The organism is Paraburkholderia acidisoli, from assembly GCF_009789675.1.
In the GTDB taxonomy this organism is placed as follows: domain Bacteria; phylum Pseudomonadota; class Gammaproteobacteria; order Burkholderiales; family Burkholderiaceae; genus Paraburkholderia; species Paraburkholderia acidisoli.
In genome coordinates this window covers 602,603-622,624 of the sequence record NZ_CP046914.1, presented here as the reverse complement: position 1 = coordinate 622,624, position 20,022 = coordinate 602,603, and the positions used below count along the sequence as shown (strand labels likewise).

Below are 20,022 nucleotides of genomic sequence, written 5' to 3'. Positions count from 1 at the left end.
CAACACCCAGAAAGGATCGAAACGTGAGCACACAAGCGAATAGTTACGCGGCCACGGCCGCCCGCACCGAGGAAGAGGACGTCGTCCTCGGCCAGCTGTTGCGCGTCATCATCGACGACATCGGCTGGCTCATCGCGATCGCGGCGGCGGTCATCGCCATCGCCGTGTTCTACTGCTACGTGGCCAAGCCGACTTACACGGCCGACACCCAGGTGCGCGTGGAGCCTTCCGACTACACGTCGCAGGCGCTCACGCAAACGCAGTCGGGTGCCAACATCAACAGCGGGTCTTCGGCGGGCAGCTTGCCCACCGACGCCGAGATCCAGATGATCAAGAGCCGCAGCGTGGTGGAACCGGTTGTTAAGGAGTTCAAGCTGAACTTCTCGGTGTCGCCCGTCACGCTGCCGGTGCTCGGCAATCTGGCGGCGCGGCTCGCCACGCCCGGCACGCCCTCGCGGCCGTGGCTCGGCATGTCGAGCTACGCGTGGGGCGGCGAGGTCGTCAACGTCGATTCGGTGCAGGTGACGCCGGCGCTCGAAGGCAAGAAGCTCACGCTCACCGCGCTCGACAACAACCGTTATGCGGTGACGGGCCCCGACGGTCAGCGTCTGGTGGAAGGCACCGTGGGGCAAACCGCGCAAGGCGGCGGCGTGACGCTGCTCGTGACGCAACTCGCGGCGCGGCCCGGCACGCGCTTCACGGTCGTGCGCATGAACGATCTGGACGCGATCAGCGCGTTCCAGAACGCGGTCCAGGTGCAGGAGCAGGGCAAGCAGACCGGCATCATCGACATCTCGCTGGAAAACACCGACCCCACGCTCGCGGCGGCGGTCGCCAACGCCGTGGCCGAATCGTATCTGCGTGAACACGTGGCGACGAAACAGGCCGACGCCAGCAAGATGCTCGACTTCCTGCGCAGCGAACAGCCGCGCCTGAAGGGCGATCTGGAGAACGCGGAAGCCGCGCTCACCGCGTATCAAAGCAAGTCGGGTTCGATCAACGCGAGCGACGAAGCAAAGATTTATCTCGACGGCAGCGTGCAGTACGAGCAGCAGATTTCGGCGCTGCAATTGCAGATCGCTTCGTTGCAGCAGCGCTTTGGCGACCAGCATCCGGTGCTGATCGCGGCGCGCCAGCAACTCGCGCAATTGCAGGGCGAGCGCGCGAAGTACGACACCAAGTTCCGCGATCTGCCCGCCACCGAAGTCAAGGCCGTGCAGCTGCAACGCGACGCGAAGGTGGCCGAGGACATTTACGTGCTGCTGCTCAACCGTATTCAGGAGCTTTCGGTGCAGCGCGTGGGCACTGGCGGCAACGTGCATATCGTCGATCCGGCGCTGCGTCCGGGCAAGCCGTCGAAGCCGAAGAAGCTGCTCATCATCTCGGCCGCTTCGTTGCTCGGCGTGATTCTCGGTACGGGCTTCGTGCTCCTGCGCCGCAACATGTTCAAGGGCATCGTGGACCCCGACCAGATCGAGCGCTCGTTCCAGCTGCCCGTGTACGGTCTCGTGCCGCTCTCGACCGAACAGGCCGTGCTCGAAAAGCGCCCGCTGCGCGGCGGCACGCGTCTGCGCGAAGTGCTCGCGAACGCGCGCCCGAAGGATCTCACGGTCGAAAGCCTGCGTAGCCTGCGCACCTCGCTGCAGTTCAGCGTGATGGACGCGCGCAATCGCGTGATCATGTTCACGGGCTCCGTGCCGGGTGTGGGCAAGAGCTTTCTCACCGCGAATCTCGCCGTGCTGCTCGCGAGTTCGGGCAAGCGCGTGTTGATGATCGACGGCGACATGCGCCGCGGCGCGCTCGAGCGTCATCTCGGCGGCCCGCAGGAAAACGGCTTCTCCGAACTGCTCTCCGGGCAGATCGCGCTGGACGAGGCGATCCGCGCGACCGAAGTGGACAACCTGCACTTCATCTCGTGTGGCCGCCGTCCGCCCAATCCTTCGGAACTGCTGATGTCGCCGCGCCTCTCGCAGTACCTCGAAGGGCTCGCGTCGCGCTACGACGTGCTGCTCATCGACACGCCGCCCGTGCTCGCCGTGACCGACGCCGCGATCATTGGCGGTCATGCGGGCTCGACATTCCTCGTGCTGCGTTCGGGCATGCATTCGGAAGGCGAACTCGCCGACACGCTCAAGCGTTTGCGCAATGCGGGCGTGCGCGTGCAGGGCGGTATCTTCAACGGGGTGCCGGCGCGTGCGCGCGGCAGCTACGGCTATGGCTACGACGCCGTCCAGGAATATCTGAGCGCGTGACGAAGGAGAGCGAACCATGAAAGTGACCGTGCTGGTGCCGACGTATCAGCGTCCTGACGATCTCTCGCGTTGCCTTTCGGCGCTGCTGCGCCAGGAGCGCGCGCCCGATCAGATCGTGGTGGTGGCGCGCGCCGACGACGAGGCCACGCATGCGTGCCTCGCGGAGCACGTGACGCCGCGTGTGCTCAAGGTCGACGTGGCGATCGTCGACGAACCGGGCCAGGTGGCCGCGCTCAATCGCGGTATCGACGCCGCCACGGGCGACGTGATCTCGATCACCGACGACGACGCCGCGCCGCGCGCCGACTGGGTTGCGCGCATCGCCGCCGCGTTCGAGGCGGACCCGTTGCTGGGCGCGCTTGGCGGCCGCGACTGGGTGCACGAAGGCGGCAAGGTGCTCGACGGCGAGCGCTCGCTCGTGGGCAAGCTGCAGCGCTCGGGCCGCATCGTCGGCAATCATCATCTGGGCACGGGCGGCGCGCGCGAAGTGGATCTGCTCAAGGGCGCCAACATGAGCTACCGCCGTGAGGCCATCGGCGAGCGCCGATTCGATCGCCAGTTGCGCGGGAGCGGCGCGCAAACGCACAACGACATGGCGTTCAGCATGAGCGTGAAGCGCGCGGGCTGGAAGCTCATGTACGACCCGCTCGTGGCCGTCGATCATTTCCCGGCGCCGCGCCCCGGCGAAGATCCGCGCAACGCGCAGACGCTCGCCTCCATCCGCAACGCGGCCTTCAATCTGCACTGGATTCTGCTCGGCCACTTGCCGCCGCTGCATCGCCAGACGGCGTGGTGGTGGTACGCACTGGTCGGCACGCGCGTGTATCCCGGCCTGGTGCATACGGGTCTGAGCGCGCTGCGCGGCGGTTCGGCGGGCGCGGCGTTCGCACGCTGGCGCGCGGTACGCGGCGGCGCGCGCGAAGCGCGCCGTGCCCTGGGCGCGCTGGCCTGATGCGCGCTCGCCCACGAGACTACACGGAGGACCCTGAATGAGCGGTACGCAAGTCCACGTCCATCTGTTTTATGGCGCCGATCCGCGCCGTTATCGCAAGGGCGAAAATATCGGCAGCCTGTATGGCTACCATCACGCGGAATCCGCGGAGTTCGCGCTCGACTTCGCGAAAGACTCGCGCGAGACCGCGCCCGTGCGTTTCGCGCGCCGCGCGCTCAAGGCGGCGCTCGGGTTCGACTTCCTGCACGCCTGGCGCAATCGCCGCGCGATTCTCGACGCCGACGTCATCTGGACGCACACGGAGCAGGAGCATCTCGCCGTGGCGCTCGTGCTGCTCATGCTCGCGAAGAAGGGCGGCACGCGCCCGCTGCTGCTCGCGCAAAGCGTGTGGCTGCTCGACCGCTGGCCCGGCTATGGCGCGCTGCGCCGCGCGATGTATCGACGTCTGCTGGCGCGCGCCGATCTGCTCACCACGCTCGCGAGCGAGAACGCCGCGCTATGCGGCACGTACTTCGGCCGCGCAGCGCGTCACGTGCTGTACGGCCTCAATACGGCGGACTTTCCGCTGTGTCCGCCGTCGCACTGGAAGCCCAATAAGCCCGTGCGCGTAGCCGCGATCGGCAACGACCGCGATCGCGACTGGGCCACGCTCGTGAGCGCGCTCGGCAACGACGCGCGCTATCAGGTGCGTATCGCCACGCGGCGGCGCATGCCCGCTTCCGCGCGCGCGGACAACGTGGAGATCGTGCGCGTCTCGGGCATTCAGCAGCAGCACACGCTTTACGAGTGGGCCGATATCATCGTGGTGCCGCTGCGCCCGAACACGCATGCGTCGGGGATCACCGTGATGCTCGAAGCGGCCGCGCTCGGCAAGCCGATGATCGCCACGAAGGTGGGCGCGCTCGAAGATTATTTCGACGACCAGGCCGCGAGCTACGTTGCGCCGTTCGATCCGCAGCAACTGCGCGAAGCCGTCGACAAGCTCGTTGCCGATCCCGCGCGCACGCTCGAACAGGCGCGCGAGGCGTGTGAGCAACTGCGCTCGCGCGATCTCACGACGCAGCATTTCGCACGCCAGCATGCGCAACTCACGCGCGAGATGCTGCAAGAGCGCGACCCGCGCATCGGCAACGTGACGGCGAGGGCGCCGCGCGAGCCGGGTGTGGCCGCGCGCGGGACGTAATCATGCGCGTGTCCTCCGCCTGGGCTCAAGACCCTTCCGCGCCGCTACCGCAGCCTGGCTTCGTGCCGCAGCCGCAGCCGCGCGCGGCCGCCGCGTCGCGTTCGGGATTGCGGCGCGCGCTGGGCCGCGACACGCTGCCGCCGCTCGCGCTGTGGCTCGTCACGGCGCTGCTGATCGGCGCGCATCAGGGCTCCGCGCTCACGCTGCTGTTTCCGGTGCTGTCGATCGCCACGGGGCTGTGGCTCTACTTCGTGAACCCGGTGCGGTATATCGGCTTCATGTGGTGGCTGTGGTTCCTGAGCCCCGAAGTGCGCCGGCTCGCCGACTACGGCAAGGGCGGCTTCACACCCACGAGTCTGATTCAGGTCGCGCCGCTCGCGGTCACGATGATCAGCGGCATTTCGCTGCTGCGCTATTACCCGGTGCTCGCGCAGCGGCGCGGTTTGCCGCTGCTGCTGGCGCTGCTCGGCATCGCCTATGCGTTCGTGGTGGGCGTGATGTCGTCGGGCCCGGCAGCGGCCGTCTACGACCTCGCCAACTGGGTGTATCCGCTGCTGATCGGCTTTCACATCATGGTGCTCACGCGCCAGTATCCCGAGTGCCGTCAGACCATCGTCAACACCTTCATCTACGGCATGCTCGTGATGGGCGCGTACGGCCTCGTGCAGTTCTTCATCATGCCGCCGTGGGACGCGATGTGGATGATCGGCTCGAACATGAATTCCCAGGGCGACCCCGTGCCGCTCGGCGTGCGCGTGTTCAGCACGATGAATTCGTCGGGGCCGTTCGCGTTCGCGATGATGGGCGCGATGGTGCTGGTGATGGCGGCGCAACATCGCGTGCGCTGGGTCGCGGCGGCGTTCGGCTTCTTCGCCTTCGCGCTTTCGCTGGTGCGCTCCACGTGGGGCGGCTGGGCCATCGCCATGCTGATTCAACTGGCGAAGTCGAGCAACAAGGTGCGCTTGCGTATCGTCATCAGCGCGTTCGTGCTCGCGGGCGTGTGTGTGCCGCTGCTCACCTTCGGGCCGGTCGCGGACCGCATGCAGCAGCGCCTGAATTCACTCGTCAATCTGAGCGACGACCAGAGCTACGAAGCGCGTAACCAGTTTTACGCCGAATTCGCCAAGACGGCCTTCACCGACGTGACGGGCGAAGGCATGGGTGCCACCGGCGCCTCGACGAAGCTCTCGAGCGACAACGGCGAACTGGGCAAATACGGCAGCTTCGACAGCGGCGTGATGAACATTCCGTTCGTGCTCGGCTGGCCCGGCACGCTGCTCTACATGTCGGGCGTGCTGTGGCTGATCGTGCGCGCCGTGCGCGAGTCGTTCCGCATGCAGGAAGACCGCTACGTGTGCGCGTGCCTGAGTCTCGCCGTATCGATTTTCGCCATGCTCGTGTTCACGAACTCACTCGTCGGCACGGGCGGTTTGCTGCTCTTTTCGAGTGTGTTTTCCATTCTCAGCGCGGGGCATTGGCGCAAGCTGGAGCGACGCCAGGCATTCAACAGGGAGGTCTCCGAGTGAGAGTCGCAATCGTCACGCACGTCGTGCGCCATAACGACGGCCAGGGGCGCGTCAACCATGAAATCGCGCGCGCGGCGCTCGCCGAAGGATTCGAAGTCACGCTGATCGCATCGCATGTCGCGCCGGAAATGCTCGCGCATCCCAACGTGAAATGGGTGAGCGTGAAGCCGTCGCGCTGGTGGCCGACGAATCTGCTGCGCCAGCAGGTGTTCGCGTTGAAGAGCGCGCTGTGGCTGCGCCGTCATCGCAGCGAATACGACGTGCTGCATGTGAACGGCTTCATCACGTGGGCGCACGCCGACGTCAACACGGCGCATTTCGTGCACGGCGGCTGGGCGCGCAGCAAGTACTATCCGTTCGGACTCACGCGTGGCGTGTGGTCGGCGTATCAATTCGTCTATACGCGCGCCAACGCCGTGCTCGAACGCTGGGCTTACCGGCGCTCGCGCGTGATCGCGGCCGTCTCGCGCAAGGTCGCCGACGAGATTCGCGACTCGGGCGGCGACCCGGTCGAGCGCCTCGACGTGATCTACAACGGCGTGGATACGCGCGGCTTCGCCTCGGCGCATGCCGACCGCGCGAAGTTCGATTTGCCCGCCGAAGCCTTCCTGCTGCTGTTCGTGGGCGACCTGCGCACGCCGCGCAAGAATCTCGGCACCGTGCTGCACGCGCTCAAGCAAATGCCCGATCACGTGCATCTGGCGGTGGCCGGTTATCTGCCGGGCAGCCCGTATCCGGAGCTCGCGCGCGAACTCGGTATTGCGAACCGCGTGCATTTTCTCGGTCTCGTAAGCGATATGCCCACGTTGATGCGTTCCGTGGACACCTACGTCTTTCCTTCGCGCTACGAAGCGATGAGTCTCTCGCTGCTCGAAGCGATGGCGGCGGGCTTGCCCGTGGTCACCGCGCGCACGGCGGGCGGCGCGGAAATCATCACGCCCGAGTGCGGCATCGTGCTCGAAGATCCCGACGACGTGACCGCGCTCGCGCACGCTGTCGTCGCGCTCGCGAGCGACCGCACGCGCCGCCTCGCGATGGGCGTGGCGGCCGCCGACCTCGCGGGCCAGTTCGGCTGGGCGCGCATGGCCGCGCAATACATCGCGCTGTATCGACAACTCGCGGGCGACGCCAACGAAGCCGTCCGGCACGCAAGCCGCGAAGAACCCGCATTCGCCGCCACCCTCCCGGGTGGCCAGACGCTGCGCCAGTTGCCGGCGCGGATCTCCGCTGAATAACCGCATTCGTGCAGAACAAGGACACGCGATGACCACACGACAATCCATCCATTCGCTACAGATCGGCATGCACTGGTTTCCCGAACGCGCGGGCGGCCTCGACCGCATGTATTACTCGCTCGTGGGCGCACTGCCGGGCGCGGGCGTGCACGTGCGCGGCGTGGTGGCCGGTTCGCCCAAGGTGGCGCAGGACAGCAACGGCGCGATCAACGGTTTCGGTTCGGCTTCGCGTTCGCTGCCGTTCCGGCTCATGGACGCGCGCCGCGCGTTGCGCCGCGAGATCGCGGGTCATCGTCCGGACGTGATTTCCTCGCACTTCGCGCTCTACACGTTCCCGGGTCTCGACGTCACGCGCGGCATTCCGCAGGTCTCGCATTTCCAGGGACCGTGGGCCGATGAAAGTTTCGTCGAAGGCGCGGCCACGTTGAGCCAACGCATCAAACATTCGCTCGAACAGTCGGTGTACGAGCGCTCGTCGCGGCTCATCGTGCTCTCGAAGGCGTTCGGCGACATTCTCACGAAGCGCTACGGCATTTCGCCGGAGCGCGTGCGCATCGTGCCGGGCTGCGTGGACACCGCGCATTTCGATCCCGCGTGCAGCGTGGCGGAAGCGCGCATGAAGCTGCAATTGCCGCAAGGGCGGCCGATCATCCTCGCGGTGCGCCGCCTCGTGCGCCGCATGGGTCTGGAAGATCTGATCGAAGCGATCAAGACCGTGAAGACGCGCCATCCCGACGTGTTGCTGCTGATCGCGGGTCGCGGGCGCCTCGAGACGGAGTTGCAGCAGCGTATTGACGAAGCCGATCTCACCGACAACGTCAAGCTGCTCGGCTTCGTGCCCGACGCGCATCTGCCGGCGCTGTATCGTGCGGCCACGCTGAGCGTCGTGCCCACGGTCGCGCTCGAAGGCTTCGGGCTCATCACGGTCGAATCGCTTTCCGCCGGAACGCCGGTGCTCGTGACGCCGGTGGGCGGTTTGCCCGAAGCGGTGGCGGGCCTGTCGCCCGATCTCGTGCTGCCGGCAACGGGTGCGGAAGCGATCGCCGAGGGCATCACCGGGGCGCTCTCGGGCCGTATCAAACTGCCCGACGAGGCCGCCTGCAAGGCGTATGCACGCGAGCATTTCGACAACGCCGTGATCGCGAAGCGCGTGGCCGGTGTGTACGCGGAAGCGATTGCCGCCGCGCATTGAACGATCGAAAGGCCGAAGGAACGGCCAAAAGAAACGCCGCCCGAAAGGGCGGCGGTTTCAGCAACGCGAAGTGAAGAAGGGAGGGCGCGCGGAGCGTGAAAACCCGCGCGCCTTCATTGCGTTTCGAGCAGACGTTCGCGCGCTTCGTCGTACATCCAGCGCAAGGTCTCTTCGAGCCGTTTGCGCGTGCTGTCGCCCACCACCGAGCGCAGCTTCGCATTCGAGCCGATGAGCTGGCGCACTTCGTTGGCGCGCACGAAACGCGGATCGATGTGCACGTCGATGTCGTAACCGGCAATGCGCGACAGCATGTCGAGCAACGCTCCGAGCGTATGGCCGCGGCCCGAGCAGACGTTGACGGTCGCGCCGCGCGGCGCGGCGGCAATCAGTCTGGCGTAGCTGTCCACGACATCCCGCACATCGGAGAAGTCGCGCGCCACGTGGATATTGCCGAGCGAAATGCGCTCTTCGCCCCGCGCGTAATGTTCGACGATCTTCGGGATCAGGAAGTCGACCGTCTGGCCCACGCCGGTGTAGTTGAACGGCCGCGCAACGATGATCGGCAGCGTGTCGTTCCAGCGCTTCGCGACGTACTCCATCGCGAGTTTGCTGACCGCGTAGTCGTTGGCCGGTTGCGGCGCCACGGTTTCGTCGATCACGCCGTTGGTGGCGTTGCCATAGACGTTGGCGCTGCTCGCGAGCAGCACGGCGCGCGGCGTCTTGCGCTGCTTCGCGAGCGCCTCCAGCAGGTTGCGCGTGCCGACCACGTTGACCACATAGGTGCGCGCGACATCGCTGCTCGCGACGTTGGCCACGGCGGCGAGGTGCACGACCACATCGGGCTGCGCGGCTTCCACGGCATGCGCGAGCGACTGGGTGTCGAGCAGATCGGCGGCGAGCGGCGTGACGCCCTCGGGCACGTGTTCGTTGTCACGCACGGTGCCCCAGAGGCGATAGCCGTCCGCCGCGAGGCGGGCGGCCATGTAGCGCCCGGTGAAGCCGCCGATACCCGTGATGAGCGCGTGCGGCTGCTTCGAAGGAGCCGGGTTATCAGAACGTGTCATGGCGTTCGTTGCGCGTGAGGTCGGCCGTGACCATCATCTGGCAAAGTTGTTCGAGCGTGGTTTGCGGCTGCCAGCCGAGTTTCTCGCGCGCCTTTTCGGCAGAACCGATCAGCAGATCGACTTCGGCGGGACGATAGAAGCGCGGGCTCACGCTCACGAGCTTGCGGCCCGTGGCCACGCAAATGCCGGTCTCGCGCTCGCCCTTGCCTGACCATTCGAGCTGGAAGCCCGCGGCGGAAAAGGCCATCTTCACGAAATCGCGCACGGTTTCGGTGCGGCCCGTGGCGAGCACGTAGGTGTCGGGTTCATCGGCTTGCAGCATGCGCCACATGCCTTCCACATATTCGGAGGCGTAACCCCAGTCGCGCTTGGCGTCGAGGTTGCCGAGTTCGAGCATGTTCTGCTTGCCGAGCTTGATCTTCGCCACGGCGTCGGTGATCTTGCGCGTCACGAATTCGCGGCCACGTAGCGGCGACTCGTGATTGAAGAGAATGCCGCTCGTCGCGAAGATGTCGTAGGACTCGCGATAGTTGACCGTCGACCAGTGGGCGAACAGCTTGGCGATGCCATAAGGGCTGCGCGGATAAAACGCCGTGTCCTCGCATTGCGGCACGGCCTGCACCTTGCCGAACATTTCGGAGGTCGAAGCCTGATAGAAGCGCATGCGCGGATTCACCACGCGAATCGCTTCGAGCAGATTGAGTGCGCCGATGCCCGTGACTTCGGCGGTGGTGACCGGTTGATCGAACGACACGCCCACGAAGCTTTGCGCGGCGAGGTTGTACACCTCTTGCGCCTTGGCGCGCTCGACGAGACGCATCGTCGAGCCCGCGTCGGTGAGATCGTGCTCGACCAGTTCGAGGGAGGGATGATCGAGAATTCCGAGTTCGCTCATGCGCCAGAAGTTGACCGAGCTGGTGCGGCGGTACGTGCCGGTCACGTGGTAGCCCTTGTCGAGCAAAAGGCGCGTGAGGTAAGCACCGTCCTGGCCGGACACGCCGGTGATGATGGCTTTGCGTCGTTCGTTCATGTGATGTGCCTTTTGAAGTAGCGAACGGGGAAGGGAATCACGATTGCGCGCTGGTGGAGTTCACCCGCGAGCCGAGCGTGGCCGGCGTGGTGTGGGCACGCCGGTTGGGCCCGCGCGTGAGGCGGCGTTCGAACAGGAACCAGCTCGCGCTTGCGTAAATCAGCGTGATCGCGAGTCCGATTCCCGCGCTCGCCAGGCGGCCGAAATGCGGCCACAGGGCGTAGAGGATCGTGAGGTGGATGAGGTAGATCGTGTAGCTGATGGTGCCCACGTACACGAGCACGGGATGACTGAGCACGCGCCGCACGATGCCCTTCGATTGCAGCGCGTACACCACCGCCGAGGTACACAGCACGAGCGAGATGCTGTAGAGCAGTGCGTTCGAGGCGGGCGTGTTCATGCCGCGAAAGCGCGGGTAATGCAGATGCAGCCACGCCAGCGCGGCCAGCGCCAGAAAGAACAGCACGGCCGCCGGAATCTTGAGCGGTTCGAGTGCGTTGCGGTCGTTGCGCACGAGCACGGCGAGCAGCGCGCCCGCGGCCAGCAGGTCCATGCGGAACGGCGTGAGGTAGTAGATCGGCCAATACGTGTCGAACCACGGCGTGGCGACAGCGCGCAGGATCGGCGTGATGACGATCAACGCGGCGGCCACGATGGCGAGCCAGCGGCGCGGCAGCAGCAACACCACGAAGGGCCAGACGATATAGAACTGTTCCTCGACGGCGAGCGACCAGAGAATGTTCAGGCTGTCGTGGCCGCTCTGTCCCAGCGCGTCGCCGATATTGGTGGCGAAGAACGCGTACCACGGCCAGTAATGCGCCCAGCCGAAGCCGAACAGGATCGACGAGACGACGAGCAATAACACATACGGCGGCAGAATGCGGCGCACACGTCGCGCATAGAAGTAGCTGAAGTAGGACTGGCCGCGCGACTTGCGCTCCATCAGGATGCCCGTGATCAGGAAGCCGCTCAGCACGAAGAACAAATCCACTCCCATCCACAGCGGCGCGCGCAAGGCGTGCTGCGCGAACACGGCGAGCACGGCGATCGCACGCAGGCCGTCGAGCTGGACGATGCGGTGGGAATGATTAGCGGGGCTCACTGAGTCAAGAGGGCGGTCGACGGTCATCGGCTATCCGGTTGATGTTGCATGCGCAGTGCGAACGATTCTAGGAAGAATTTAATGGTCAAAAAGCGCGTCAAAAAATCGAAATATCTCTAATTGTGAGTTTGTATTTTTAATTGCGTTAAATGCACCATTTCTGGCCTCTCGACGGCGCTGTAATGGCGCAAAAAGTCCTTATCGGTAAGGCCGTGCGTGTGATGGTGCGGCGCATCAGTATTTATTGCCGTTGCGCGCAAAAAAGCCGGATTGGAGACTGAATTTTTTTGAATTATTTTCGCTTTTTGCGGGGAGATTTTTCGCGCGGTTTGTACGGCATGATCCGAGCAGATTGCCGTTACCAGACCGGAGGAATTCGCCTTGCCGCTGAAGTCGCCACGGACGCCGTCCCCGACGCTGCCACTCGAGCGCCGCGCACATCCTGAACGCCGCCTGCGCAGAACGTTCGCGCTGGCCGCGATGTGCACGTTCATCTGTACCTCGTCGGTGCAGACGATCGCCGCGCCGCAATTGCAGGTTACGACTTCGTGGATCGGCAATACCTACGGTTATGGTCAGGGCACGTGGATGCAGATCAACGTGACCGCCATCGCCGTGACGCCCGAAGGCAAGGTCTATACAAACGCGCCGTGGGACGAGAGCGGGGCGGAGATCAGCGCGTATCAGGACGGCAAGGCGCTCGGTTTCGCGGGCGGCACGCATGGCTGGGGTGGCGCGGGCGGCAATGCCGTAGCCGTGAATCAGCACTATCTGTATGCCGCCGTGGGCGTGGGCAACGAGAAAGGGCATCTCGTTGGCAACGGCATCTGGCCGGAGAAAGGGCGCCAGTGGTTCGGCGTGACGCGCCGGCCGCTCGATCAGCCTAAGCGAGCCGCTGCGTTCCAGGCCTCGCCCGATCCGCTGAATCCGCACGCGCAACTGGCGGGCGCGTTCCTGAAGATCGCCGATGTGCCCACGGGCACGCATGCCGATATCGGCGGACTCGCCGCGACGGATTCGACGCTCTATGTCAGCAACACGTCGATGAATCGCATCGAGATTTACGATGCGAACTCGATGCAGCGCAAGTCGCAGTTCGACGTGCGGGCGCCGGGCCGCATCGCGCTCGCGGGTGACGGTTCGCTCTGGGTGCTCGCGGGCGCGAACGACGACAAAGGCCCGTACGTCCAGCATTTTTCGGCGGATGGCAAGCCGCTCGACGACGCGCTCAAGCTGCCCGACGACGCGGACGCCGTCGACATCAACGTGGATGCCTCGCAGCGCATCCTGATCGCCGATAACGGCCCGCGCCAGCAGATCCTCATTTATACGCGCAACGGCAAGTCGTGGGCGCAGAGCGCGACGCTCGGCGAACGCGGCGGCATTTTCGCGGGCGTGGCGGGGCGGCCGGGGCCGGGCCGCTTCAACGGCCTGACCGGCGTGGGCACGGACGCGCACGGCAACATCTACGTGTCGACGAACGGCATTGGTCCGCAGCACGACAGCATTGGCGCGGGGCTCGGCGCGACGCTCGAGGCCTACTCGCCCGCGGGCAAGCGGCTGTGGAATCTCGAAGGACTGCTGTTCGTGGACGGCGCGTGGGTCGATCCGCAGCGGCCCGATAGCGTGTACACGGGCAACAAGCGCTTCGAGCTCGATCTCTCGAAACCGCCTGGTCAGGACTCGCGTTACGTGGGCTTTCTGTCGAACCGTTTCCGCTATCCCGACGATCCCGTCTTCCACACGGACCAGTGGCCGGGCCTGCCGACGGCGCGCGCGCTGAATGGGCACACGTTCCTCTTTCTCACCGACATGTATGCGGACCATCTGAAGATCTATCGCTTCGATGCGCAGCATGACGGCGAAACCGCGATTCCCTCGGGCTTCATCGCGGGACGCGAACGTCCCGTGCTGCACGTGCCGAACGCACCGCCGGGCGGCGACTGGATCTGGCGCGACACGAACGGCAACGGTGCGTTCGAGAGCAGCGAATTCACGCGCAATCCGTCGCGCGAAAAGCTCGGCGGCGGCTGGGGCTGGTGGGTCGACACGCGCGGCGACATCTGGCGGGCGCGCGACGACAAGGGGATCTGGCGCTTCCGCTTTGGCGGACTCGACGCGAAGGGCAACCCCATCTACAGCTACGACAAGCTCGACAAGTACGCGATTCCCGCGCCGTTTACCGAAGTGCATCGCGCGATTTACGAGCCGCAAACCGACTCGCTCTACGTGACCGGCTACACCGCCGACGCGCCGCACGATCCGGGCTTCTGGAAAGAAGCGGGCCGCGTGCTGGTGCGCTACGACAAGTGGACGAGCGGGCATCCCGAGCAGCGCTACATGCTGCGTTTGCCGTGGGATCCGCACGCGAAGCCGCCCGTCACGCCAGCGGGACTCACGGTCGAAGGGCAGTACGTGTTCGTGGTCGAACCCGCGGGCAACGTGCATGTGTACGACAAGGACAGTGCGAAGGAAGTGGGCACGTTCGGCCCGGGCCCCGAGGTCGGACACGCCTCGGGCTGGGTAGACGTGCCGTTCGGAATCAGCGCGCATCGTCAGGCGAACGGCGAATACCTCGTGTTCGTCGAGGAAGATGCGCGCGGCAAGGTGCTCATGTACCGCTGGAAACCGGCCTGATGAAGCACGGCCGCTACAACGGGAAATCCCATGGATAAAGGAATACTGCGTAACGTCGCGATCAATCTGTTCGGTCTCGTGCTGCCGACCTTCGTGTCGCTGGTCACGGTGCCGTCGTACATTCGCATGCTGGGTGTCGAACGTTACGGCGTGATCGCGCTCGTGTGGGCCTTGATTGGCTATTTCAGCGTGCTCGATCTCGGCATGAGCATGGCCGCGCAGAATCATATTTCGAAGGCGTGGGCCTCGAAAGACACGGAGGCCTGCGAGCGCGTGTTCTGGAGTGCGTTCTGGCTCAACTTCGTCACGGGCGCGATTGGCGGCATCCTGATCTATTCGGGCGGCGCGCTCTATACGGCGTATTTCACGCACGTTTCGGCGGCCATGCGCCACGAGGTCTATCTCGCGCTGCCGTGGCTGGCCGTGGCGATTCCCATCGCGAACGTCTCGTGGGTGTTCGCGGGCGCGATCAACGGCGCGGAACGCTTCGGTATCTACAACACCAACCAGACGCTCGGCACCTTCCTGTTCCAGTTGCTGCCGCTCGGCGCCGCGTGGGTGTTCGCGCCGAATCTGCAAACGGTGATTGCCGCCGCCGTGCTGGCGCGTTTCGTGGCGGCCGTGCTGCTCGGGCGCTCGGCGCTGCGCGTGCTCGGCATTCGCAAGATGCAGCGGCCGCGTCTCGACACCTCGAAGGCGTTGTTCGGCTTCGGTGGCTGGATGCTGATCGCGAGCATCACGACGATGGTGGCTGATTCGCTCGACCGCATGATGCTGGGCGCGGGCCTGGGCGCGCGTTTCGTCACGTACTACACGGTGCCGCAAAACCTCGTCACGCGTTTGAACATGGTGCCGAACGCGCTGGTGCGCACGCTGTTCCCGCGCCTTTCCGCGCTGCGTCGCGAGCATGCGGATGAAGTGGCCGCGCAGTCGCTGCAATTTCTCAACGGCGTGTTCACGCCCGTGGGTATTGGCGCGATCGTGGTGCTCGAACCGTTTCTGCGCGCGTGGGTCGGCCCCGTGATCGCGGAGCATGGCGCACCCGTGGGCCGCTTTCTCATCATTGCCGTGTGGCTGATCGGGCAGGCGAGCGTCACGCGCATTCTCATTCAATCGCAGAACAATCCGGCTGCCGCCGCGCGTGTCGGGCTCGTGGAACTGCCGCTGTTCGCGGGGTTGCTGTGGCTCGGCATTGCGCGTTTCGGTTTGCCGGGCGCGGCGGCGGCGGTGCTGTTCCGCTCGTTGTTCGACTACGTGGTGTTGTTGTGGCTCGCGCGCATTCATAGCCGCACGATCCTCGTCGACATGTTCGCCCATCTGAGTTTTCTTGCTGCCGCACTCGCGCTCGCATGGTGGCTGCCGGACGCGTGGTACGCGATCGGCGCGGGCGTGGTGCTGGCACTCGCCAACGTGGTGTGGTCGGTGGCAACGACGCCGTTGCTGCGCGGTTACGCCCGTTCCCTCCTGTTTCGACTGAATCTACGGAAAAGCGCATGAGTCATGAACTGATCGACGAAACGGCCTCGTCCGAAAGCAGCATCGCGCCGCTCAAACGGCGCGATCTCACCGCTCCACGACTTGCCGAGGCCAACGCACTCGTGCCCCTCACGCGCCATACCGGCCGCGCGCCACGGGTGGCGATCGTGCACGACTGGCTCGTGACCTACGCGGGCGCCGAGCGCGTGCTGGAGCAGATTCTCGCGTGCTTCCCCGACGCGGACCTGTTCTCCGTGGTCGATTTCGTCGACGCGAAAGACCGCACGTTCCTGCGCGGCAAGCGGGCCACGACCTCGTTCATTCAGCGCCTGCCGAAGGCGCGCACGCGGTATCGCGCGTACCTGCCGTTCATGCCGCTCGCGATCGAGCAGATCGACGTTTCCGGCTACGACGTGGTGATTTCGAGCAGCCACGCGGTGGCGAAGGGCGTGCTCACCGGACCGGACCAGTTTCACATCAGCTACGTGCATTCGCCGATCCGCTATGCGTGGGATCTGCAGCATCAGTATCTCGAGGAGTCGCGACTCACGCGTGGCCCGAAGTCGATGCTGGCACGGCTGATTCTGCATTACATCCGCAACTGGGACGTGCGCACGGCGAATTCCGTCGATCAGTTCGTCGCCAATTCGGACTTCATCGCGCGACGCATTCACAAGGTGTATCAGCGCGATGCGGAAGTGGTGTATCCGCCCGTCGATATCGATTCGTTCGAAGTCCAGACGAAAAAGGAAGACTTCTATGTGACGGCTTCGCGGCTGGTGCCGTACAAGAAGATCGATCTGATCGTGGAAGCGTTCTCACGCATGCCGGACAAGCGTCTCGTGGTGATCGGCGATGGTCCCGACATGCAGAAGGTGCGCGCCAAGGCGGGCCCGAACGTCGAGGTGCTCGGCTATCAGCCGTTCGCGGTGTTGCACGATCGCATGCGCCGCGCGAAGGCCTTCGTCTTCGCGGCGGAGGAAGACTTCGGCATTTCCGTGGTCGAAGCGCAGGCGTGCGGCACGCCGGTCATTGCCTATGGCAAGGGCGGGGCGCTGGAAACCGTGGTCGACAGCGGCTCACGGCCCACGGGCCTCTTCTTCGAGGAGCAGGACGCCGACGCGATCATCGCGGCCGTGGGCGCGTTCGAAGCGAATCCCGCGCGCTTTCGCGCCGAGGACTGCCGCACCAATGCCGAGCGCTTTTCGTCGGCGCATTTCCGCGAGCAGTTCTTCGCGCGCGTGGCGCAAGCAGTGCCGTCGATCACGCGAGCGGGGTCGGCGCATGGCGCGCCGCCCGTCGAGATCGACCCGCATGCCGACGCGCCGCGCGTGCTCGCCATCGACCAGAGCGGCGTGCTGGGCGGCGCGGAGTTGTCGTTGCTCGAAGTGGTGAAAGGCTTGCAGTCGCGCGTGGATGTGCTGCTGTTCAACGACGGGCCGTTCCGCGAGGCGCTCGATGCCGCGGGTGCGAACGTGGAGGTGATCGAGTCGGGCGCGTTGCGCAACGTGCGCCGCGATGGTGGCACGGCGCCGCGTCTGGGCGTGCTCAAGGGCGTGGCGGGCCTCGTGCGCGAAACGCGCCGCCGCGCGCGCGATGCGGACGTGGTCTACGCCAACACGCAGCGCGCCATGGTGATTAGCGTGATCGCCGGCAAACTCGCGCGCAAGCCGGTGGTCTGGCATCTGCGCGACATCGTGAGCGCCGAGCATTTCGGCCGGGTGCAGCGCGCGATCATCAAGGGTTGCGCGAAGCTGGGCCTCGCCCACGTGATCGCGAATTCGCATGCCTCCGCGAAGGTGTTCGCGCAACTCACGCGCTTCGACGAAGACCGCATCGACGTCGTGCACAACGGCGTGGACGAGTCGCCGTTCCGCGCGCTCGCGCAGGCTTCGCAGCGGCAGTTGCGGCTGCAGATCGGCTTGCCCGAAGACGCGTTCCTGGTTGGCGCATTCAGCCGTCTCGCACGCTGGAAGGGACAGCATGTGCTGCTCGAGGCGCTGCTGCACGAGCTGCGTGCGCATGCGGTATTCGTCGGCGCGCCGCTGTTCGGTGAGGACGATTACGCCGCGGAGCTGCAAGCTTTCGTGGAAACGCACGGCCTGCAGGATCGCGTGCATTTCCTTGGCTTCCGCAACGACATTGCCGCGTGCATGCGGGCCGTGGACGTGATCGCGCATACCTCGATTACGGCCGAGCCGTTTGGCCGCGTGGTGGTGGAGGGCATGCTGGCGCAGCGCCCCGTGGTGGCGTCGCGCGACGGCGGCGTGACCGAGATCGTCGAGCATGGCAAGAGCGGCCTGCTCTGCACGCCGGGCGACGCGAGCGAACTGGCCGCGACGCTCGGCAGACTGCACGACGACACGCTATTGCGCGAGCGGCTGGCCGGACAGGGCCTGCAAACGGCGCGCGCGCGCTTCGGCAAGGCGCAATATGTCGAGGCGGTCGAGAAGGTGCTGGACGACGTGGTGGCGCGCGGTAAATAAGCGGCGCCGATCAATTCAGCGCACCATGGAAAAGGGCGGTCCGCATCTGGCGGGCCGCCCTTTTTTGCTTCGTTGGGATCGTTGGAATGGCTCGAATCAACCCGCGACGCGTTTGCGCAGTCGCGCCGCCACATTGAGCGCGGGGCGTTCGAAGAGGCGGTAGAAGACCCACGCCACCGGCAATACCGCGAGCGTGAAGCCGAACGACGGCCAGATCGACGTTTGCAGCGAGGAGCGATACAGCAGCGAGCCGAGCAGCACAAATAGCGGCAGATGAATCAGATAGAGCGAGTAGCTGAACTCGCCGAGCTTCGAGAAGCACGCGGTGAGCGCACCGCCCGCCAGGACGGGGCGGCCCAGTGCTTTCACGAGATAGCACGCGAAGGCGGCGGCCCATAGCTGAAAGGCGCCATATTGGCCGAAGTGAAACGCCGCGCAACCGGCCACGGCGAACAGGGCGGAAGCGGCATACGCGAGGCGAAACCCGGAGCCGCCGCGCAGATGCACTTCGGCGATCCAGGCGCCCAGCATCCACGAGAACCAGAACGACGTGAAGATCACAACGTCGTGGCGTTGCAGCGTGAGCGCCGAAACGAGATTGACGAGGGCGACCGCGCCCAGCACCGCATGCAAGCCAAAGCGGCGGCGCGCGGCGAACAGCAGCGGATAGAGCAGATAGAACTGCACTTCGAGCGAGAGGGTCCAGAGCGCGCCGTTCGAGCCGTAGGTTTTACCGGCAATCCCTTGTAGCGAGAACAGGTTGACCAGAAAGGATTGCAGCCCGATGTCGTTGATCTTGTGGCTCACGGGCAGCACGCCCAGGCTGATCGAGTCGACGGCCAGCGTGAGCAGCAGGGCGGCCAGCAGCACGGGATAAATGCGCACGAAGCGGCGCAGCCAGAATTGCCGCGCATCGAGTGTGAAATTCGGGTTCGCGAGTAGCCGGGCCGCGCCGCTGCGATGAATGCAATAGCCGCTGATCACGAAGAAGATGGGCACGCCCGCCGAGCCCCATGCAATGGGCAAGGTCAGCCACGCGGCGATCGTGCCGGGATCGGCGAGGCTCGCGTGAGCCCGGTGGAATGCGCCCATGCCGATCCATGTAACCTGGCGGCAATGGAAATAGGCCACCAGCAGGGCCGCGAAGCCGCGCATGGCGTCGATCATATGCTCGCTTGCGACCACCTTGGGACGCGCGGCGGCGGCAGGCACGACGGTTGCAGGCGGCAGTGCCACTTCGAGTGCGGGATCGCTCATGTTTGTCCGGCGCGTCCGGTCCTTGGGTCGATGACTTCGCGATCATAGGCGTCGCGCGCGAGGGAAAAAGCGGTAAAAGATTTTCAAAATGTAGTCGCAAAAAAAGACGGATACAGAAAGAAATACGTTTTAAAAAATTGGCGATTTATTTGTGGGATTTGTGATGCTACTTTGAAGGGGATCGCCTATGATCGCTGGAGATTCCAATGAACCTGCATTTACTGGCCGGCGTGGCCGTGCTGTTGATACTCGTAGCGGTTTCCGCGTATCGCGAAGCCCTGCGCAACGAGCCGATCCGGCGTGCGCGCACGCGGTCGAGCGCATTGCCGCCCGCCGACGAAGTCGAGTAAGAAGCGATTCTTTCTTGCGGACGAATTGCACCAGCAATGCGTTCCGCGTCAAAATGCATCACTGATTTATTCAGGCAATTCGTGCCGATTATTAATGCGATTGGCAAGAATTTCCGGTAGTTCTCACACTTCGTTTTCTGGATTGACCTGTCGCGCCGCCATATCTCGCGGTCATGGCGGTGCAGGCGGAAAATTATCCCGCATCACAAGAACTGCATTAGCAGCCCCCACGAGGGGAAGCCGGCTTGCCTCGCTGCAAGACTTGACTCAAACGAACGAT

At 65.1% G+C, this 20,022-nt stretch carries 15 protein-coding genes; 10 read left to right on the top strand and 5 right to left on the bottom strand.

Translation table 11 applies throughout. The features are described from left to right. Window positions 1–23: 23 nt before the first annotated feature. Genes FAZ98_RS17015 through FAZ98_RS16990 form a run of 6 tightly spaced genes read left to right on the top strand, consistent with a single transcriptional unit; the run spans window position 24 to window position 8,340 of the window. Window positions 24–2,252, top strand: coding sequence for a polysaccharide biosynthesis tyrosine autokinase (locus tag FAZ98_RS17015; protein ID WP_158952478.1), 2,229 nt, complete (start codon window positions 24–26; stop codon window positions 2,250–2,252). 16 nt (window positions 2,253–2,268) lie between these two features. Continuing rightward, window positions 2,269–3,204 carry a glycosyltransferase family 2 protein gene (locus tag FAZ98_RS17010; RefSeq protein ID WP_158952477.1) on the top strand — a complete coding sequence of 312 codons (936 nt, stop codon included), beginning with the start codon at window positions 2,269–2,271 and terminating at the stop codon, window positions 3,202–3,204. 37 nt (window positions 3,205–3,241) lie between these two features. Next, window positions 3,242–4,387: a glycosyltransferase gene (locus tag FAZ98_RS17005; protein ID WP_158952476.1), complete on the top strand. Its 1,146-nt coding sequence runs from the start codon at window positions 3,242–3,244 to the stop codon at window positions 4,385–4,387. 2 nt (window positions 4,388–4,389) lie between these two features. Next, window positions 4,390–5,913, top strand: a complete 1,524-nt coding sequence (locus FAZ98_RS17000) for an O-antigen ligase family protein (protein WP_233272790.1) — start codon at window positions 4,390–4,392, stop codon at window positions 5,911–5,913. Further along, entirely contained in the window at window positions 5,910–7,148 is a 1,239-nt protein-coding gene (locus FAZ98_RS16995; protein WP_158952475.1) for a glycosyltransferase family 4 protein, read from the top strand. Before FAZ98_RS17000 ends, FAZ98_RS16995 begins: the two co-directional genes overlap by 4 nt. A 28-nt stretch (window positions 7,149–7,176) precedes the next feature. Further along, complete coding sequence (locus tag FAZ98_RS16990) at window positions 7,177–8,340, top strand: glycosyltransferase family 4 protein (RefSeq protein WP_158952474.1); 1,164 nt, start codon at window positions 7,177–7,179, stop codon at window positions 8,338–8,340. A gap of 113 nt (window positions 8,341–8,453) precedes the next feature. Here FAZ98_RS16990 and FAZ98_RS16985 read toward each other — a convergent pair whose 3' ends face one another. The 4 genes from FAZ98_RS16985 to FAZ98_RS16970 all read right to left on the bottom strand — a co-directional run bounded on the left by FAZ98_RS16985 (window position 8,454) and on the right by FAZ98_RS16970 (window position 12,030). Beyond that, window positions 8,454–9,404: a GDP-mannose 4,6-dehydratase gene (locus FAZ98_RS16985; RefSeq protein WP_158952473.1), complete on the bottom strand. Its 951-nt coding sequence runs from the start codon at window positions 9,402–9,404 to the stop codon at window positions 8,454–8,456. Next, the gene (gmd, locus tag FAZ98_RS16980; RefSeq protein WP_158952472.1) at window positions 9,391–10,434 is read right to left on the bottom strand and encodes a GDP-mannose 4,6-dehydratase; all 1,044 of its coding nucleotides are present in this window, start codon (window positions 10,432–10,434) and stop codon (window positions 9,391–9,393) included. The genes FAZ98_RS16985 and gmd overlap by 14 nt, the downstream gene beginning before the upstream one ends. Window positions 10,435–10,471: 37 nt before the next feature. After that, window positions 10,472–11,563, bottom strand: a complete 1,092-nt coding sequence (locus tag FAZ98_RS16975; RefSeq protein WP_158952471.1) for an acyltransferase family protein — start codon at window positions 11,561–11,563, stop codon at window positions 10,472–10,474. A gap of 89 nt (window positions 11,564–11,652) precedes the next feature. Further along, window positions 11,653–12,030 carry a hypothetical protein gene (locus tag FAZ98_RS16970; RefSeq protein ID WP_158952470.1) on the bottom strand — a complete coding sequence of 126 codons (378 nt, stop codon included), beginning with the start codon at window positions 12,028–12,030 and terminating at the stop codon, window positions 11,653–11,655. Here FAZ98_RS16970 and FAZ98_RS16965 point away from each other — a divergent pair. From FAZ98_RS16965 to FAZ98_RS16955, 3 genes are read left to right on the top strand one after another with little or no spacing between them, the layout of a single operon-like run. Continuing rightward, on the top strand, window positions 12,017–14,173 hold the full coding sequence (locus tag FAZ98_RS16965) for an NHL repeat-containing protein (RefSeq protein WP_158952469.1): 2,157 nt from the start codon (window positions 12,017–12,019) through the stop codon (window positions 14,171–14,173). The genes FAZ98_RS16970 and FAZ98_RS16965 overlap by 14 nt on opposite strands. A gap of 30 nt (window positions 14,174–14,203) precedes the next feature. Next, entirely contained in the window at window positions 14,204–15,670 is a 1,467-nt protein-coding gene (locus FAZ98_RS16960) for a flippase (protein ID WP_158952468.1), read from the top strand. Further along, window positions 15,667–18,135, top strand: coding sequence for a glycosyltransferase family 4 protein (locus FAZ98_RS16955; RefSeq protein ID WP_158952467.1), 2,469 nt, complete (start codon window positions 15,667–15,669; stop codon window positions 18,133–18,135). The genes FAZ98_RS16960 and FAZ98_RS16955 overlap by 4 nt, the downstream gene beginning before the upstream one ends. A gap of 96 nt (window positions 18,136–18,231) precedes the next feature. Here FAZ98_RS16955 and FAZ98_RS16950 read toward each other — a convergent pair whose 3' ends face one another. Further along, window positions 18,232–19,392 (bottom strand): acyltransferase family protein, encoded by a 1,161-nt coding sequence (locus tag FAZ98_RS16950; protein WP_158952466.1) that lies wholly within the window; start codon window positions 19,390–19,392, stop codon window positions 18,232–18,234. 206 nt (window positions 19,393–19,598) lie between these two features. Between FAZ98_RS16950 and FAZ98_RS35405 the strand changes: the two genes are divergently transcribed. Continuing rightward, a complete protein-coding gene (locus tag FAZ98_RS35405) occupies window positions 19,599–19,742 on the top strand; it encodes a hypothetical protein (protein WP_199272384.1) in 144 nt (47 codons plus the stop codon). Window positions 19,743–20,022 lie beyond the last annotated feature (280 nt).

Bases quoted from the DNA above. Each gene is read 5' to 3' on its own strand.
- FAZ98_RS17010 (WP_158952477.1), top strand. From the start codon at position 2,269: ATGAAAGTGACCGTGCTGGTGCCGACGTATCAGCGTCCTGACGATCTC.
- FAZ98_RS17005 (WP_158952476.1), top strand. From the start codon at position 3,242: ATGAGCGGTACGCAAGTCCACGTCCATCTGTTTTATGGCGCCGATCCG.
- FAZ98_RS17000 (WP_233272790.1), top strand. From the start codon at position 4,390: ATGCGCGTGTCCTCCGCCTGGGCTCAAGACCCTTCCGCGCCGCTACCG.
- FAZ98_RS16990 (WP_158952474.1), top strand. From the start codon at position 7,177: ATGACCACACGACAATCCATCCATTCGCTACAGATCGGCATGCACTGG.
- FAZ98_RS16985 (WP_158952473.1), bottom strand. From the start codon at position 9,404: ATGACACGTTCTGATAACCCGGCTCCTTCGAAGCAGCCGCACGCGCTC.
- gmd (WP_158952472.1), bottom strand. From the start codon at position 10,434: ATGAACGAACGACGCAAAGCCATCATCACCGGCGTGTCCGGCCAGGAC.
- FAZ98_RS16975 (WP_158952471.1), bottom strand. From the start codon at position 11,563: ATGACCGTCGACCGCCCTCTTGACTCAGTGAGCCCCGCTAATCATTCC.
- FAZ98_RS16965 (WP_158952469.1), top strand. From the start codon at position 12,017: ATGTGCACGTTCATCTGTACCTCGTCGGTGCAGACGATCGCCGCGCCG.
- FAZ98_RS16970 (WP_158952470.1), bottom strand. From the start codon at position 12,030: ATGAACGTGCACATCGCGGCCAGCGCGAACGTTCTGCGCAGGCGGCGT.
- FAZ98_RS16960 (WP_158952468.1), top strand. From the start codon at position 14,204: ATGGATAAAGGAATACTGCGTAACGTCGCGATCAATCTGTTCGGTCTC.
- FAZ98_RS16955 (WP_158952467.1), top strand. From the start codon at position 15,667: ATGAGTCATGAACTGATCGACGAAACGGCCTCGTCCGAAAGCAGCATC.
- FAZ98_RS16950 (WP_158952466.1), bottom strand. From the start codon at position 19,392: ATGAGCGATCCCGCACTCGAAGTGGCACTGCCGCCTGCAACCGTCGTG.
- FAZ98_RS35405 (WP_199272384.1), top strand. From the start codon at position 19,599: ATGAACCTGCATTTACTGGCCGGCGTGGCCGTGCTGTTGATACTCGTA.